This window comes from Otariodibacter oris, assembly GCF_009684715.1.
Lineage (GTDB): Bacteria > Pseudomonadota > Gammaproteobacteria > Enterobacterales > Pasteurellaceae > Otariodibacter > Otariodibacter oris.
The window spans coordinates 338,467-355,699 of sequence record NZ_CP016604.1; the positions used below are offsets into that span (position 1 = coordinate 338,467).

Consider the following 17,233-nt stretch of genomic DNA (forward strand, 5'->3'; position numbering starts at 1 on the left):
AGAGAAGGAATAAGCATGACCCAATCTATTGAAGCCATTATTACAGAATTAAAGCGCGGTGTAGAAGATGTTTACTCAGAAGCAGATTTAGTTGAAAAATTAAAAGAAAATCGTCCACTTAAAATTAAACTTGGGGCGGATCCGACTGCACCAGATATTCATTTAGGTCATACTGTTGTATTTAATAAATTACGCCAATTCCAACAACTTGGGCATGAAGTTATTTTCCTTATTGGTGATTTTACTGGAATGGTTGGTGATCCTTCAGGTAAAAATAGCACTCGTCCACCGCTTACTCGTGAAGATGTATTGCGTAACGCAGAAACCTATAAACAACAAATTTTTAAGATCTTAGATCCACAAAAAACACGTGTGGTATTCAATTCAGAATGGCTAGGTAAATTGGGTGCAGAAGGTATGATTCGTTTAGCATCTAACTATACTGTTGCACGTATGTTAGAGCGTGATGATTTCAAAAAACGTTTCGGTAATAATCAACCTATCGCCATTCATGAATTTATGTATCCACTCCTTCAAGGTTATGATTCTGTAGCGTTAGAAGCGGATGTAGAATTAGGTGGTACTGACCAAACCTTTAACTTATTGATTGGGCGTGAATTACAAAAATCAGCAGGGCAAAAACCACAAGTTGCTATGACTCTTCCATTGTTGGTTGGTCTTGATGGTGAGAAAAAAATGTCTAAATCATTAGGCAACTATATTGGTGTAACAGAATCGCCTAGCGAAATGTTCGGTAAAGTGATGTCTATTTCTGATGAGTTAATGTGGGATTGGTATGATTTACTTTCATTCCGCCCTACAACTGAAATTGCACAATTTAAAGCCGATGTGGAAAATGGTAAGAACCCAAGAGATATCAAAATTCTCCTTGCTAAAGAAATTATCGCACGTTTCCATTCAGAAGCGGATGCGGATGCAGCAGAGCAAGAATTTATCAATCGTTTCCAAAAAGGTGCGATGCCAGATAATATCGATGAGTTTACATTAGTGGGCGAAATCGGTTTAGCAAATTTATTGAAAGAAGTTGGTTTAGTCTCATCAACGTCTGAAGCGATCCGCTCAGTTAAGCAAGGTGGCGTTAAGATTGATGGTGAAAAAGTTGAAGATGCTAAATTGGAGATTAAGTCCGGTACAACAGCAATTTACCAAGTAGGTAAACGTAAATTTGCTAAAGTGACTATCAAATAATCATTAATAGATTTGAAGATGAAAATGCTGTGATGATTCATCACAGCATTTTTTTTTGAGATTAAGGCAAGGTTGCTACAACCGCATAGCCTGATTGTTCAGCAGTTGCTGTTACAGATGTCTCTGCACTGATAAATGCAGCCTCCCCTTGTTTGAGATTTAATTCATTCCCTTCATTATTTAGTGATACTTCACCTTCCATGACCAGTAAAACACTTGCACTTGAGCTGATAAAGGGTGTTTCTTGTGATTGGCTAAAGATTAGTCTTTGCAATGCAAAATCGGTTGCCTGTGGGGTGGAATAGAGAAACAGATTATCATCGGGATCGCTAGATGCTTGATAGGCAGGAATGATGTTTGGGGTAATTTCCGTGTAATCAATGGTATTCAACAAAGCAGGAATATCAACGAATTTGGGTGTTAAGCCTCCACGAATTACATTATCGGATGCCGCCATCAGTTCAATATTTTGCCCACGTAAATAGGCGTGAGGTAAGCCCGCACCTTGATAGATTCCTTCCCCTTTTTTGAGATGGACAATATTAAATAAAAAGAAACACAATAATCCAGCATCTAATTTATCTAAGGCAATATCCATCGCTTCTATCGTATAAAGTAACCAATATTCTGCTTGTTCTAGAGTGAGTTTGTTTTGCTGATAATCTGCCTGATATTGCTCAATGATTGGCAATAGCCATTCACTTAATTGAGCTTGATCCGCTTGCATAATGGCGGAATAAACTTCGGGTAAACCTTGTTGTGTTATTTGTTCTGATAATTGGTGTAAAGACGGATGTTGCTCTAAACTTGCGTGAATTTCCGTTAGCGATTTGAAACCATGAAGCAACCAAAAATCAGATAAAGCGATCATCATTTCGGGTTTATGATTTCTGTCTTTATAAGTTCGATTCGGTGCATTATTCGCAATACCTAATTTTTCTTCTGCATCAAAGCCTTTTTCTGCCTGTTGTTTAGTTGGGTGTAATTGAATTGAAAGCGGTAACTTTACGTCTAAAATTTTCAATAAATAGGGGAGTTCATCACCAAATTTTTCACGGCTTTCTTCGCCAAGTAATTCTGGTGTGGTATCAAGCAATTTATCCAATGGAATCCATTTCTCTTCAAATTCTACGAGAGAAGGGGCAGATCGATGGGCGCCAAGCCAATATTCTGCATAAGGCTCATTTTTTCTGTCTTGTTCAGGAAGATTTAACCAATGAGGGATAAAATTATCCCCTCCCCAATTGTAATGTTGATGCTTTCCAATAAGTTTAAAAATCATGATTTATAGCCTCCGAAAAAATTAACCACTTTTTCTATATCTGCTTTATGCTCAATTTTAACTAATAAACGTCGTTCATTGGTTAAGTCCACGACTAAAATCTGTTTTTCAGCTAAATTTAATTGTTTAATTTTTTTATAGTCGATGTAAATGTTAGCAAAGAAAAAGCCTTTTTCTTTGAGCAATAGACGAGGGTAGCGAATGAATGTTGAGTAAATTGCTAACACAATACAGGTCGCTAATAAGTAAATAGTAAGCGGTTCGATATGTGTTTGAATGCCTTGTGAAATAGTCAGTGCAATCAGGGCAACTAAAATAATCGCATCCATTTTAGACTGACGTTTAAGTCGAATAGACAGTAATGTTTTACCTTTTTGTTTATCCATTAAGACTTGGTCGTAAATCGCATAAACAATGAAGAGTATAATGGCTAAAAAAAGAATAATATTTGTCATTTTATATTTACATTTTGTATAAAAGAAAAGACCGCTTGTATTTTAACAAGCGGTCTGATTTTCGCAATAATTTGCAAATTAACCTAAGATACCAGTCCAAGCACCGAAGATACCAATCACAAAGAAGCCAATGATAATCCATAGGGCATTGACACGATTACGTAATAACCACATACAAGCGAATGTAAGTAGTAATGGTAGTAATCCAGGCATTAAGCTATCTAAGATAGATTGAACAGTTGTCACTTCAACTGTACCATCTTGTTTTTCAATAGTCGAAACAACGAGCGGCACATTGATACTTGTCCATTTTTGGACTAAGGCGCCCATGATAAACAAGCCGAGGATTGATGCTCCCTCCGTTAGTTTTTGAAGCAAGCCACCACTCATATCTTGAACCACGTTTAACCCTTTTTTGTAACCATAAGTTACACCAAAGTAACGTGTTGCTAGACGCACAAGGTTGAATAAAACGAAGAAGAGTAATGGACCTAGAATACTACCTGTTAATGCAACGCCAGCACCTAGTGCAGCGAATACTGGACGAGCTGTACCCCAGTAGATTGGGTCACCCACACCAGCAAGAGGTCCCATAAGACCTACTTTGATACCATTGATTGCAGCATCATCGATTGGTTTACCGTTTGCACGCTCTTCTTCCATCGCGATAGTTACACCTAATACTGGAGCAGCTACGAATGGTTGAGTATTAAAGAATTCTAAGTGACGTTTAATTGCATCTTTACGCTCTTGCGAATTTGGATCTGGGTATAAACGTTTAATTACAGGTACCATTGAATAGCAGAAGCCTAAAGCCTGCATACGCTCAAAGTTCCATGAACCTTGGAAGAGATTTGAACGGCGTACAACCGCATTTAAATCACTTTTTGTTACTTTTTTGATTTCAGTTGTCATTGTATTACCCTTCTTAGTCTAATCTGTTATCAAGATCATTAGTTGCTGATTGAACTTGCACCACTTGTTTACTTTGGTTGTATTTAGGGTGAAGTTGAATATAAATAATCGCCATTACTGTACCAAGTACACCTAATGCAACTAAGTTGAAATCTGAGAATGCAGCTACCACAAAACCTGTGTAGAAGAATGGCATTAAGTGACCTGCACGCATCATGTTGATAACCATTGCATAACCTACAACTGCAATGAAACCACCTGCAATTTTAAGACCCATTGTTACTACTTCTGGGATGGCATTTAATAAGTGTTGAACGGTGTCTGTACCCGCTGTCATTGCAACGATAAGTGCTGGAATTGCGATACGCATTGCTTGTAAGAATAAAGCTGAACGGTGAATCCAATCTAATTTATTTAAATCACCTGTTTCTACGGCTTTATCCGCAGCATGTTGGAAACCAACGGTAATTGCACGAACTACATAAGTTAATACTTGACCTGCTGCTGCAAGTGGAATTGCTAATGCAATCGCAGTTGGGATATCTTGACCACCAACGATAACAAGGATAGTTGAAACTACTGATGCTAATGCTGCATCTGGTGCTAATGCTGCACCGATATTCATCCAACCTAATGCAAGTAATTCTAATGAACCACCTACAATAATACCTGTTTTCATATCACCTAAAACAATACCAACAAGGGTACAAGCAATGAGTGGACGGTGAGTTTGCCATTCGTCAAGAATTGAGCCCATACCTGAGATACAAGCCACGATAAAGACGAGAATAATTTGTAGAGTAGAAATTTCCATCTTGATTTCCTTAGATTAGATCATTTTTCTTTAATAAATCCATCATATATTGACGGCTATCATTTGATACTTTACGAACATCAAGTTCAATATTCTTATCGTTTAAGAATTTGAATGCTTCGATATCTTTATCATCTACTGCAACAGCACTAGTGATCATTTGTTTACCTTCTTTATATGCCATTCCACCGATATTGATTGATTTAAAATCAACACCTGCTTCAACTAGACGCTTAACATCTGTTGGATTGGTGAAAAGTAACATCATACGTTCGCCTGCATATTCAGGATTGTTATACACGCGGATCATTTTTTCTACATCAACAACGTGAGCGGTTACACCAGGAGGTGCTACACTCTTAAGCATTGTTGAACGAACAGAGTCTTTAGCAACGTCATCATTAACTACCACGATACGCGTTACTCTACTTTCTTTAGTCCAGCGTGTTGCAACTTGTCCATGAATTAGACGATCGTCAATACGAGCTAAACCAATTTCTAAATGACCAACGCCATTTGCTGTAACAACAGAGGGTTCTGCTGATTTTTGAGCTTGTGGTGCTGGAGAAGCAGTTACTTCAGGTTCTTTTTCTACAAATTTTAATGCACGAACCCCGCCACGACCTGTTTCTAGTGCAATTTCAACGAGTTCTTGTAGGCTTGGATTATCATCGCGAGCCATAAATGTTTCCACTAACATTGGAACATTTACACCCGTTACGATATCCATATTGTCTTTACCTTCTGCAACGCGATTTGCTGCATTGAATGGGCTTCCACCCCAAGTATCGACTAAAAATAGGACTTGATCACAGTGTGCTAGGTCTGTCGCTAATTTGTCTTGGTATTTACCGATAATAGTTTCGGCATTTTCACCAGGAACAAAGTCAATAAACGCGACATTTTCTTGCTCACCGATTAACATCTCAGTTGTTTTGAGAAGTTGCTCAGCTGCGACCCCATGGGTAGCAATGATGATTGCAATACTCATCTGTTTTTCCTTGTAAAATTAAAATGAAATGAATTTATTGTTAAATAGAGTGGATAGGGGAAGAATTCTATCTATTCTACTTACTGTCACAATCTAATTTAACAAAAAATGTGATATAGATCTCAAATTTTTGATAAATTTACTTAAAAACTACATTTATTACGCTGTTTTTTGTACATATATTTTTATTTTTAAAATAATCATTGTTTGATATTTTTATTTTAAAACTAAATAAATTTTATAGAGTAGTTTTATATAACAATTCATATTAGCTCTTGAAACTTAGATTACCTCGAGATTGGTCAAATTGTAGTTGATCATCAATGGGGGGGGATATTTCAATTTCTGTATCATCTCCAGACCTTTCTTTCTTTGATACTGGCTCTTTGGGTGTAATGTCTGATTGAGATTGGGATCCAGGAGATTTTATGTCATCAGTATTTTGTGCTTCAATGAAAGGATAAGTTTTTTCTCCAAGAGCGACTTGAAAATAATCTTCTGTAGAGTGATTAGTTTTATTCAGTAAATCTTGATTGTTGTCTGGAGTGGAGTGTAATAATTTTTTACCAATTTCTACTTGAGGATCTAACCAAACAGATACAACAGCACTATTAAAGTCTTGATTAAATTCCTCATCAACGACGCTATCATTGAATACAAAATATCCTTTATTAGATAGCGCAATATAGCTCAAAGAATCACCTGCTTTTATATCGGGCATAATCTTTCTTAGTCGATCCACAACATCATCTTGTTCAGGTAGAGTAATACCTAAATTAGACCATGATCGAGCTAATGAAATAGCGAAGTCTCTACCATCAACGGGTTTCATATATTTTAATGTCAGCATCAAAGGACGCGTTGTTGGCGTGTATTCACCCGTTTCAGAAAATAATGCAATATTATAAATTTTAAAAGGTCCCCATTCGTAGTCTACATCATTGATTTTCTTCCATTGTGCAGAAACGAGAGTAGAGAACAGTAATGTTATTACAGGGATAACTTTTGAATAATGCATAATTGGTCACTGAATGAAATAAGATTAGTGTTATTATACCTTTAAATTTTATAAGAGATATACAGTATTATTTTGTGATCCTGTTCAAAAATTTTATCTTTATTGGTTACTAGATAAAAGAAAAGTGCTAATATCCTTGGACATGATTTATTATATGGAGGATTATTATGTTCCCAGAATTCCGTGATTTAATCACAAAATTAAAGACTGAAGATGCACATTTTTCTCGTCTTTTTGATGAACACAATGAGTTAGATCAAAAAATCAAAAATATGGAAGCGGGTATTGACTTAGCTACGCCTTCGGAAATTGAAGTGCTTAAAAAAGAAAAATTACATCTTAAAGATGAGCTTTATTCACTTTTAAAGGCACATGATAATAAATAACTAATTTATTGAATTGTATGTAAAAATATATGAGGGGAGACTGGCTTTATGTCTCCCTTTGTTTTAGTTATTTTTTAATTTTAAATCAGCAACTTTTTGTGAGCGGTAAATTGCATTGATTGCATGGATTAAGGCTAGCGCTGATGATTCTACAATATCCGTTGCTAAGCCAACACCATGGAAACGTCGCCCATTATGTTCAACAACAATATCTACTTGCCCTAATGCTTCAGCTCCTTCCCCTTTTGCTGTTAATTGATAACTCAATATTTTTAATTCAATACCAGTAATATCAAGGATTGCATTGAAGGTTGCATCTACAGGTCCATTTCCACCTTGTGATGCTTTACTTAATTTTTCGTCATCAAGTTGAACTTGTACAAATGCAGAAGCAGGTAATCCACTGATTAATTGTGTTGTGATAATATCTAGTTTTAAGCGATCTTCATCACCTTGTTGCATATCAATAAAGGCAAGAGCCTCTAAATCATAATCAAACACTTGCCCTTTTTTATCCGCAAGTTTCAAAAACGCATCGTACAATTTATCTAAGTCATAATCAGATTCAGCATATCCCATTTCTGTCATATGATTTTTAACTGCTGCACGACCAGAACGAGCGGTTAGATTGAGTTTTTCTTTTTTCAATCCAATGGTTTCAGGCGACATAATTTCATAGGTATTTTTATTTTTTACCATACCGTCTTGGTGAATACCTGAAGAGTGAGCAAACGCATTGGCACCTACAATGGCTTTATTCGGTTGAATTGGCATATTACAAAGTTGGCTAACCATTTGGCTAACACGATGAATTTCTTTTGTATTAATGCGAGTGTCTAATCCATTAAAGAGATCTTGGCGGGTTTTGATTGCCATTACGACTTCTTCTAAAGCGGTATTGCCAGCACGTTCCCCAATGCCATTTATGGTACACTCAATTTGTCTAGCACCATTCTCAATCGCAGTCAGGGAGTTTGCCGTTGCCATGCCTAAGTCATTATGACAATGGACGGAAATAATGGCTTTATCAATATTGGGTACACGATTCACGACATCTGCAATAATACTGCCGTATTGAGATGGTAAGCAGTAACCTACAGTATCTGGAATATTGACAGTTGTCGCACCTGCAGCAATTGCAGCTTCAACAATACGGCAAATATTATCGACTCCAGTACGTCCTGCATCTTCACAAGAAAATTCTACATCATCCGTATATTGTCTTGCTCTTTTTACTGCATGAATTGCCATTTCCACAACATCATCAAAGGTTTTGCGTAATTTAGCCTCAACATGTAATGCAGACGTTGCAATAAAGGTATGAATACGGAATGCTTCTGCTACTTTTAATGCTTCGGCTGCGACATCGATATCTTTATCAACAGCTCTTGATAAAGCACAAACTCGGCTATTTTTAATGTGTTTAGCAATAGTTTGAACAGATTCAAAATCTCCTGATGAAGAAACAGGAAACCCCACTTCCATCACATCAACCCCCAAACGTTCTAGAGCAAAAGCAATCTGTAATTTTTCTTTTACTGTTAAACTTGCTTTTAACGCTTGTTCACCATCTCGCAATGTCGTATCAAAAATAATGACCTCATTTTTGCTCATAGAAACTCCTCAAATTGATTGTATTTTATCTTTGTTATAAATAAAAAAAGCCCGCAGTGTGAGTGCGGGCTAAGTATGGATATTGAATTTTCTTTCAACTACAACTTATCCTCACACCGTATGTGATAGTAGGAGTAAGCTGAGTAAAAAATCTTTAACCATATGTGTTTGTGTTTGCATTATTGTGTAGGAATGGCTCTATCTTAATGTGAAAAAGAATAGTGTCAATAGATTTTTATTCTTTGAATTGTATATAAAGCATGTGAATTTATGTTTCTTTTTGAAGTTAAATTCTAAGATTGGTGTTATATTTAGATAATTATTTTTTGTTATAGGAATGTTAACAAGATAATGTACCGAGAAATTTTTATTAAGAATAAAACTATTTTACTATTTTTTGAGCAATTAAGTTGTGAATAGGGTAAAAAATAGGTGGGATTGGATTTAACCAAGATCCCACCTTGTATGTTTAATTAAAAATTAACGCCATGCTTTGAATTGGTTAATTAATCCATTTGTAGAGCTATCATGGCTTGTAATTTTCTCATTATTTTCCAATTCAGGAAGAATACGATTAGCAAGTTGTTTACCGAGTTCTACGCCCCATTGGTCAAAACTGTAAATATTGAAGATCACACCTTGTACAAAGATTTTGTGTTCATACATTGCAATTAACGCACCGAGTGTAAACGGTGTAATTTTTTGGACTAAGATAGAGTTAGTCGGTTTGTTACCCGTAAATACTTTGAATGGTATGATTTCTGCAACTTCTTCTAATGATCTGCCCGCTTGTACAAATTCTTGTTCAACCACTTCTTTTGATTTACCAAATGCTAATGCTTCAGTTTGAGCGAAGAAGTTTGAAAGAAGTTTTGAGTGATGATCGCCTACTTGATTATGGCTTTGTGCTGGTGCAATAAAATCACAAGGAATTAATTTTGTGCCTTGGTGGATTAATTGATAGAAAGCGTGTTGTCCATTTGTACCTGGTTCACCCCAAATGATAGGGCCTGTTTGATAAGATACAGCTTCTCCATCACGTCCTACATATTTACCATTTGATTCCATATTTCCTTGTTGGAAATAGGCTGCAAAACGGTGCATATATTGATCGTATGGAAGGATTGCCTCTGATTCAGCACCTAAGAAATTGTTATTCCAAATACCAACAAGTGCTAATGTTGCAGGGATATTTTTCTCAATCGGCGTATTCAAGAAATGTTTATCCATTGCGTGAGCGCCTTCAAGAAGTTGCTCAAAGTTTTCAAAGCCGATAGAAAGCACGATTGATAAACCAATTGCTGACCAAAGTGAGTAACGACCACCTACCCAATCCCAGAATTCAAACATATTCGCGGTATCAATACCAAATTTAGCAACTTCTTTTGCATTAGTTGATAAAGCTACAAAGTGTTTTGCTACCGCAGACTCGTCTTTTACTGAATTTAATAACCAATCACGAGCAGTATGCGCATTGGTCATTGTTTCTTGAGTAGTAAATGTTTTAGAAGCAACTAACACTAATGTAGTTTCAGGATTTAAATCTTTTAGTGTTTCTGCAATATGAGTGCCATCTACATTTGATACAAAGTGCATAGTAAGATGGTTTTTATATGGACGTAATGCTTCAGTTACCATATAAGGACCTAAGTCAGAACCACCGATACCGATATTGATTACATCAGTAATTGCCTTACCAGTATAGCCTTTCCATTCTCCAGAGATAACGCGGTCACTAAACTCTTTCATTTTAGCAAGAACAGCATTAACTTCAGGCATAACATCTTTACCATCAACTTTTACAGGTGTATTTGAGCGATTACGTAATGCTGTGTGTAATACTGCACGATCTTCAGTACGGTTAATTTTTTCACCACTAAACATTGCTTGAGCAGCAGATTTTAAACCACATTCTTCAGCTAATTGACGAAGTAATGTGAGTGTTTTCTCATTAATCGCATTTTTTGAGTAGTCGACTAGAATCTGATCTTCAAATTGGAGGGAGTATTTTTCAAAACGGTTTGGATCTGCTTTGAATAATTCAGCAATATTTAAATTATCATTCTTATGTTGAGTAAGCGCATTCCATGAGGAAGTCTTTGTTGGGTTTATATTTTGCATAATATTATCCTTTTTCAAGTTTAAAATTAATTTTCTGAATCGCTTGATGCTTCTTCTTTTATGAGGCTATCTAAACGTTTTTCTAATTCATTGAGCTTTTCTCTTGTGCGAAGTAGAACCTGTGATTGCACATCAAACTCCTCTCGAGTTACGACATCTAATTTTGATAATTGTGCTTGTAAGATTTGTTTAAATTTTTCTTCTAAATCATTACCGATGTTTTTTAAACCTTGTGGGAGAGCATTGTGGAGCTGTTGTGCAATAGATTCAATATTCTTAGGGTTTAACATAATATTTCCTTAAATAAAATAAAGGTTAATTCTAAAGAATTTTAAACAAAAGCTAAAGCAAAGAATACTAAAATTAACTTAAAGGAAATAAAGGGGATGGCTGGAGTACTAGGATTCGAACCTAGGAATGCTGAGATCAAAACCCAGTGCCTTACCGCTTGGCGATACTCCAAAAGAAAAAAACTAACCTAAGTTAGCTTATTTTATAAGATGGCTGGAGTACTAGGATTCGAACCTAGGAATGCTGAGATCAAAACCCAGTGCCTTACCGCTTGGCGATACTCCAGTTGTTTTAGTACTTTTGCAAGCTAAATGGTGCGGGAAGAGGGACTTGAACCCACACACCTCTCGGCGCCAGAACCTAAATCTGGTGCGTCTACCAATTTCGCCATTCCCGCAAATGGTGGCTACAGCGAGATTCGAACTTGCGACCCCAACATTATGAGTGTTGTGCTCTAACCAGCTGAGCTATGTAGCCCTTGCGTTACCATATTGGCTTGCGGGGCGTATTATGCTGATTTAGCCTCATTTCGTCAAATACTTTTTTAGAAAAAAAAAGTTTTTTGGATTATTTGAATATAGATTCAACAGATTTTATTAAAAAATAGTAAATTTTGTATGAAAAATTTAATACGAATTGGTGGAATTAGTATTATTCATTTCATTTTCTAGAATCTCCAATGTGTCCGCAATATTAGGGAAAAATCCTTCCCATAGCTCAAATGCATATGCGGCTTGACTAACTAACATACCCAGTCCATCTCGATAATCTGCAATAGAATGCTGTTTGGCAAAATTAATAAAAGGCGTATTTTTGTGAGGGGCATATTGCATATCATAGATTTTAGCTTGATGCAGTAAATCACGAGGTAATTCAACATATTTACCTTGTAACCCAAGGGAAGTTGCATTAATGATAAGATCAAATTTTTGATTTGATAGTTGTTCTAAACAAGCGGTTTGAATTTCACCATATTTTGCAAAATATTGAGCTAAACTGACCGCTTTTTCGATTGTTCGATTATAAAGCGTAATCTTTTGTTGAGCCTGTAGAAGTGGATATAGCACACCTTTTGTTGCTCCCCCTGCCCCTAAAATTAAAATACGTTGATTTTTGTCTAGCCAGTTTAATCTTTTGAGATCGGTCACTAAACCGATTCCATCGGTATTATCCGCATATAAGCGTCCATCCGATAAGCGTTTTAGTGTATTACAAGCGCCTGCTTGTTTACAGTTTTCACTGTGTTCATCTGCCAGCTGAAATGCACGTTCTTTGAATGGCGCAGTAATGTTCGCCCCTATCGCTCCAGTATTAAAAAAATCGTTTATTTGTTGCTCGAAAAGAGTTTCATCACCTAATTTTGCCTCGTAACTGATTTCCTTTCTGAGTTGTTCTGCAAATAATTGATGGATTCTAGGTGATTTACTTTGATGAATTGGGTTGCCCCAAACCGCATACCTATTCATGACTAGCCTGCTCTTAGAATTTGTTGAGTAAAAATATCTCGAATTTCAGAAGGATTTTGCTTTCCGCCTGTTTGCATATCCAAAACTGGAAAATGTTCACCGAATTGTGCAATGACTTCTTGAACTGTATGACAAGGTTCTTGTCCTGATAGATTTGCACTTGTAGAGGTTAAGGCAAATCCCGTTTCTTGACAAAGTTTTGTGACAGCAGGAATGGTACATAGGCGTATTGCAATAGAATTAAACTGACCAGTAAGATAATTTGGTGTAGATGGATTTGCGGGAACGACCCAAGTGATAGCTTTGTCCATTGGTGTTTCAATAATATCCCATTCTTGTTGGCTTAATTTGTCTGTATCAATATAGGGCATTAATAATTCTTTGGTTGGGGCGATGAGGATTAAGCCCTTTTCTATTGGGCGTTTTTTTAATGCGAGTAGCTTCATCACAGCAGTTTCGCTATTAGGATTACAGCCCAATCCAAAAACGGCTTCAGTAGGATAGGCAATCACTTCGTCATTTTGTAATCTTGAGATAATTTCATTAAAAGAGAACATTAATTTTCCTCTTCAGTAAATACATGTTTACATAGTTTATTAGCACATAAATAGACCATTTTCCCTCTTTGCTTTTTTTGGGTTACCAAAGGATAATTACATTGAGGGCAGGCTTTCTCTATTGGTTTTGATGGGAGGGTGAATTTACACTCAGGATAGCCCGTACAGGCATAAAAACGTTTGCCAGAACGTCCAATTCGCTCAACCAGTTTATGTGTTCGACATTCTGGGCAATCCCACTCTTCAACAGCATCATTTTCTTCATGTACAGTAAAAGTACACTCAGGATAGTGACTGCAACCAATAAACATACCGAAACTACCTTGTTTTACTTGCAATAATGAACCACATTCAGGGCAAGTATCATCAAGGGTCTTTATAATATGTGTAGCCTGATGCAATGGTTTTAAATAATCACATTCTGGGTAATTAGAACATCCCCAGAATAATCCCTGTTTGCTACGTTTTATCACTAAAGGATGATTACATTGCGGGCAATATTCAGTTTGTTTAGTCGATTTAAATAGGCTCATTAATTAACTTAAATTCAATAACAAAAAACTGATTTTCAGTTGGATAGATTTCTTTAATTACGCCTTTCAGTTGTTCTAGCGTCATATTTTCTTGTTGGGCGTGTTGTTCGGATAACTGATCAAAGCTAATGGGTGTCACCGAAATAACTTGAATTTTTGCAAACAAGCGGTCAGTTTCATTGGTAAAAACATCAAGGATTTGGGTTGGTTTGAAATAAGATTCAGATTTATCTCGAATCGTAATTGTTTTTTTACCATTAAGAATATCTGATTCAAATCGGCTGAAGAATGTAATTTTATTCATCGTAAATTGAAAGCTCCATTAAATGCCCAAAATGTTCGGGGGTAAATCCATGAGAGAGCATATATTGCCATAGTTTTTGTTTGGCTTTTATATCTAAGGTTGTAGGGCATTTTTTCTTGAATACCTTTTCTGCAAGCTCAAACCAATCAATTTCTGCATTTTCTAGTCCTTCCGCTATCAGGGAACTTGAAATGCCTTTTAGACGAAGTTCTTGTTTCAATCTATTAGGTCCGTAACCTTGATTAGCACGAGAGCGAATAAATTGAGTACAGAATCGTTGATCATTTTGCCAATTATAGCTTTGTGCTTTTTCCATCGCTTGTTCAATATCTTCTTCAGCGTAGGATTTTTGATGCAGTTTTTGTCTTAATTCTAACTCACTATAATCCCTTCTCGATAGAAGATAAACAATATATTGGATAGCGGTATATTTATTTGCCATAACATAGTATATATAAAAAATGCGGTCTAAAAACCGCATTATTTTTTGATTAAAGATGAATTAAATTTCTTCTAATACTTCTTCAGCATCATTGTTTTCAATTGGTGCAAGATCTGACTTTTCATTATTAGACATGAGTAAATTTCTAATATCTTGTTCAATTTTATCTGCATGCTCAGGGTTATCTTTTAACCATTTAATCGCATTGTTTTTACCTTGTCCAATCTTTTCTCCGTTGTATGAGAACCATGCACCAGATTTTTGAATAAGATTGTGAGCAACTGCAAGACCTAAAATTTCTCCAACTTTAGAGATACCTTCTCCGTACATAATATCGAATTCTGCAACACGGAATGGTGGTGAAACTTTATTCTTAACGACTTTAACTTTTGTTTCACTACCTAAGATTTCATCGCCATCTTTTACAACACCAGAACGACGAATATCTAAACGGACAGATGCATAGAATTTAAGCGCATTACCACCAGTTGTGGTTTCAGGATTACCAAACATCACACCAATTTTCATACGAATTTGGTTAATGAATACCACTAAACAGTTGGTTGCTTTGATATTTGCAGTTAATTTTCTTAAGGCTTGGGACATTAAACGGGCTTGTAATCCCATGTGAGAATCACCCATTTCGCCTTCAATTTCAGCTTTTGGTGTCAGTGCTGCAACAGAGTCAACAATGATGACATCAACCGCACCCGAACGCACTAATGCATCACAAATTTCAAGAGCTTGTTCACCATTATCAGGTTGAGAAATAAGTAATTTATCAGTATCTACGCCTAATTTTTTCGCATAAACAGGATCTAACGCATGTTCAGCATCGATGAACGCACAAGTTTTACCTGTTTTCTGTGCTTGGGCGATAACAGATAGTGTGAGTGTTGTTTTACCTGAAGATTCTGGTCCAAAAATCTCAACAATTCGTCCCATTGGTAAACCACCAATGCCTAACGCTAAATCTAAACCGATAGATCCAGTTGAAACTGACTCAATATCTAATTGTTGCGTATCACCCAATTTCATAATTGAGCCTTTACCAAATTGTTTTTCAATTTGGGCTAGAGCAGCAGCCAGTGCCTTTTCTTTGCTATCTGGTTCATTATATTTAGTTGCTGATGCTGATGATTTTTTTTCTGCCATTGCCTGATCCTTTTATTTTGATGTGGTGCAAAATTTTGAATTTATTATACTGTTTGTTTATACAGTTTCAAGTGTTTTTTTAGGATTTTCGAGAGAGATCGAAAATATCAAAGAATGATCGATTGCTTATTGATAATGATCGCTCTTTTTGGATCAAAAGGATTTAGTGCGTTAATCATCATAACGGCTTCGTATTCCAATAAATCTTTTGTATTTATAGATACAAGTTCCACTACTGATTGCTCAAGTAAATAAGCAAGTTGAGTGCCTTTTAATAAATAATCTGTCGGGCTATACCAGCGACCATTTTTTAAAAAGAGTAAATTACCAATCGTACAATCGCTGACTTTATCATTATTAATGATCAATATTTCTTGGTTGGTTTTTTGCAAATTTTTGAGTGAATCTAACCGCTTACGATCAGTAAATTTGAATGAATAGTCAAAATTTTCAACATAAACACATTGAAATTGCTGAATTTTTCTTGGAGTGTAAGGATAAATTTGCATTTCATATTGATAGGCATTGTAATCAATTCGACAGCGAAATTGCCCTTGCTGATATTCATTGGGAATCACAATATCCGATAAGTTGATGCCTGGTTTTTCATTCAAATAAGCATTAAAAGCGTTATCCATCCGCTCTTGATGAAAAGAGAGGTTTTGGAATTTTCCATCAATGATGGATAAAGTTTCAAATAGTGGATAATGGGACATAGATTTTCTCTAGAATTTCATTATATTCATCATCACATTGGCTTAGCGCGGTAATGCCCCCACCGCTACGGAAAATAAATTGGTTATGATCATTTTCAATGTAGCGAATGGCGACTGCACTATCTAAAGCATCACCATCAAAATAACCAAATATCCCCGTGTAGTAGCCTCGTTCCTGTTTTTCTGCTTGCTGGATAATTTCAACGGTTTTGACTTTCGGCGCTCCGCTGATCGAGCCAGCGGGTAATATTTTTTCTAGCAGGTTTCCAATATTATTTTGCCAGTGAAGTGGCAGTTCGCCTCGAATTTCCGAACTGGTTTGGTAAATTGCCCCTTTGTGTGTATTCACTTGTTCTACATAGCGATACTTTGTGACTTGGATATTTTGAGCAACCAGAGCTAAATCATTTCTGATTAGATCCACAATTGTATTGTGTTCGGCTAATTCTTTTTCAGAATTAAGTAGTTTTTCTAGGGCATTTTCTTCCTCAACATTAATCGTTCCTTTCATCGGATAGGAATAAATCCTATTGTTCTCAATTTTGATAAAACATTCGGGCGAGAAACAAACAAAATGATCATCAAGCAATAGTTTGTATTTTGCGCGACTTGCCTGAAATATCTCCGCTAATGTGTAGTTTGTTTGAATGGGTGTTGGTACAGTTAAATTGAGCAAATAGCTATTACCATTCTGAATTTCCTTTTTTACCAAGTGAAATTTTTCTTGATATAAAGAGCGTTCCATTGGGGTAAAAGTCAATTCGAATTTTTTAGCGATAGATTGCTCAATAGCATTTGATTTATCAGGAAATTTAAACCAAATTTTATGCTGTTCTAATGTTGTAAGCGGGTAGATCAGCGGTTTATTTTGTTCAAAATCGATAAGAAAGAAAAAGGGTGTTTTTGTCGCACCAAGTTGATTCGCCGTTTGAATAAAATTCAGCATAGACATCGTAATAATAAG

19 protein-coding genes and 4 tRNA genes are annotated in these 17,233 nt (G+C 36.0%); 2 read left to right on the forward strand and 21 right to left on the reverse strand.

The features are described 5' to 3' along the window. Positions 1-15: 15 nt before the first annotated feature. Positions 16-1,209: a tyrosine--tRNA ligase gene (gene tyrS / locus A6A10_RS01580; RefSeq protein WP_121124294.1), complete on the forward strand. Its 1,194-nt coding sequence runs from the start codon at positions 16-18 to the stop codon at positions 1,207-1,209. A gap of 61 nt (positions 1,210-1,270) precedes the next feature. On the opposite strand, the gene manA is transcribed toward tyrS, so the two are convergent. The 6 genes from manA to A6A10_RS01610 all read right to left on the reverse strand — a co-directional run bounded on the left by manA (position 1,271) and on the right by A6A10_RS01610 (position 6,684). Beyond that, positions 1,271-2,491, reverse strand: coding sequence for a mannose-6-phosphate isomerase, class I (gene manA, locus A6A10_RS01585; RefSeq protein WP_121124292.1), 1,221 nt, complete (start codon positions 2,489-2,491; stop codon positions 1,271-1,273). After that, entirely contained in the window at positions 2,488-2,946 is a 459-nt protein-coding gene (locus tag A6A10_RS01590; protein WP_121124290.1) for a DUF986 family protein, read from the reverse strand. The genes manA and A6A10_RS01590 overlap by 4 nt, the downstream gene beginning before the upstream one ends. 78 nt (positions 2,947-3,024) lie before the next feature. Next, a complete protein-coding gene (locus tag A6A10_RS01595; RefSeq protein ID WP_121124287.1) occupies positions 3,025-3,861 on the reverse strand; it encodes a PTS mannose transporter subunit IID in 837 nt (278 codons plus the stop codon). A 13-nt stretch (positions 3,862-3,874) separates the two neighbouring features. Next, positions 3,875-4,675, reverse strand: coding sequence for a PTS mannose/fructose/sorbose transporter subunit IIC (locus A6A10_RS01600; protein WP_121124285.1), 801 nt, complete (start codon positions 4,673-4,675; stop codon positions 3,875-3,877). 10 nt (positions 4,676-4,685) lie between these two features. After that, the gene (manX, locus tag A6A10_RS01605) at positions 4,686-5,666 is read right to left on the reverse strand and encodes a PTS mannose transporter subunit IIAB (RefSeq protein WP_121124283.1); all 981 of its coding nucleotides are present in this window, start codon (positions 5,664-5,666) and stop codon (positions 4,686-4,688) included. A 268-nt stretch (positions 5,667-5,934) separates the two neighbouring features. Next, a complete protein-coding gene (locus tag A6A10_RS01610; protein WP_121124281.1) occupies positions 5,935-6,684 on the reverse strand; it encodes a pyruvate formate lyase-activating protein in 750 nt (249 codons plus the stop codon). A 167-nt stretch (positions 6,685-6,851) separates the two neighbouring features. Here A6A10_RS01610 and A6A10_RS01615 point away from each other — a divergent pair, with 167 nt between their 5' ends. Beyond that, entirely contained in the window at positions 6,852-7,070 is a 219-nt protein-coding gene (locus A6A10_RS01615; protein ID WP_121124279.1) for a YdcH family protein, read from the forward strand. A gap of 63 nt (positions 7,071-7,133) precedes the next feature. Here A6A10_RS01615 and leuA read toward each other — a convergent pair whose 3' ends face one another. From leuA to A6A10_RS01690, 15 genes are all read right to left on the reverse strand, one after another. Continuing rightward, positions 7,134-8,684, reverse strand: coding sequence for a 2-isopropylmalate synthase (gene leuA, locus A6A10_RS01620; protein ID WP_121124277.1), 1,551 nt, complete (start codon positions 8,682-8,684; stop codon positions 7,134-7,136). 480 nt (positions 8,685-9,164) lie between these two features. Continuing rightward, positions 9,165-10,805 carry a glucose-6-phosphate isomerase gene (pgi, locus tag A6A10_RS01625; RefSeq protein ID WP_121124275.1) on the reverse strand — a complete coding sequence of 547 codons (1,641 nt, stop codon included), beginning with the start codon at positions 10,803-10,805 and terminating at the stop codon, positions 9,165-9,167. Between the two features lie 26 nt (positions 10,806-10,831). Beyond that, positions 10,832-11,095, reverse strand: coding sequence for a ubiquinone biosynthesis accessory factor UbiK (ubiK, locus tag A6A10_RS01630; protein ID WP_121124273.1), 264 nt, complete (start codon positions 11,093-11,095; stop codon positions 10,832-10,834). Between the two features lie 97 nt (positions 11,096-11,192). Further along, positions 11,193-11,267: transfer RNA gene (locus tag A6A10_RS01635), tRNA-Gln, on the reverse strand. A gap of 39 nt (positions 11,268-11,306) precedes the next feature. Further along, a tRNA-Gln gene (locus A6A10_RS01640) sits at positions 11,307-11,381 on the reverse strand. Positions 11,382-11,408: 27 nt separating this feature from the next. Continuing rightward, positions 11,409-11,493: transfer RNA gene (locus A6A10_RS01645), tRNA-Leu, on the reverse strand. 3 nt (positions 11,494-11,496) lie between these two features. After that, positions 11,497-11,573 (reverse strand) — tRNA-Met (locus tag A6A10_RS01650). A gap of 149 nt (positions 11,574-11,722) precedes the next feature. After that, complete coding sequence (gene aroE / locus A6A10_RS01655; protein WP_121124271.1) at positions 11,723-12,562, reverse strand: shikimate dehydrogenase; 840 nt, start codon at positions 12,560-12,562, stop codon at positions 11,723-11,725. Between the two features lie 2 nt (positions 12,563-12,564). Then, the gene (gene tsaC / locus A6A10_RS01660) at positions 12,565-13,119 is read right to left on the reverse strand and encodes an L-threonylcarbamoyladenylate synthase type 1 TsaC (protein WP_121124269.1); all 555 of its coding nucleotides are present in this window, start codon (positions 13,117-13,119) and stop codon (positions 12,565-12,567) included. Then, positions 13,119-13,652 (reverse strand): DNA topoisomerase family protein, encoded by a 534-nt coding sequence (locus tag A6A10_RS01665; protein WP_121124267.1) that lies wholly within the window; start codon positions 13,650-13,652, stop codon positions 13,119-13,121. Before A6A10_RS01665 ends, tsaC begins: the two co-directional genes overlap by 1 nt. After that, complete coding sequence (gene yqfB / locus A6A10_RS01670; protein ID WP_121124265.1) at positions 13,639-13,956, reverse strand: N(4)-acetylcytidine aminohydrolase; 318 nt, start codon at positions 13,954-13,956, stop codon at positions 13,639-13,641. Before yqfB ends, A6A10_RS01665 begins: the two co-directional genes overlap by 14 nt. Continuing rightward, positions 13,949-14,398: a recombination regulator RecX gene (recX, locus tag A6A10_RS01675; protein WP_121124263.1), complete on the reverse strand. Its 450-nt coding sequence runs from the start codon at positions 14,396-14,398 to the stop codon at positions 13,949-13,951. Before recX ends, yqfB begins: the two co-directional genes overlap by 8 nt. A gap of 60 nt (positions 14,399-14,458) precedes the next feature. Further along, the gene (gene recA, locus A6A10_RS01680) at positions 14,459-15,553 is read right to left on the reverse strand and encodes a recombinase RecA (RefSeq protein ID WP_121124261.1); all 1,095 of its coding nucleotides are present in this window, start codon (positions 15,551-15,553) and stop codon (positions 14,459-14,461) included. Between the two features lie 107 nt (positions 15,554-15,660). Continuing rightward, entirely contained in the window at positions 15,661-16,269 is a 609-nt protein-coding gene (locus A6A10_RS01685; RefSeq protein ID WP_121124259.1) for an aminotransferase class IV family protein, read from the reverse strand. Beyond that, positions 16,247-17,215: an aminodeoxychorismate synthase component I gene (locus A6A10_RS01690; protein ID WP_121124257.1), complete on the reverse strand. Its 969-nt coding sequence runs from the start codon at positions 17,213-17,215 to the stop codon at positions 16,247-16,249. Before A6A10_RS01690 ends, A6A10_RS01685 begins: the two co-directional genes overlap by 23 nt. Positions 17,216-17,233 lie beyond the last annotated feature (18 nt).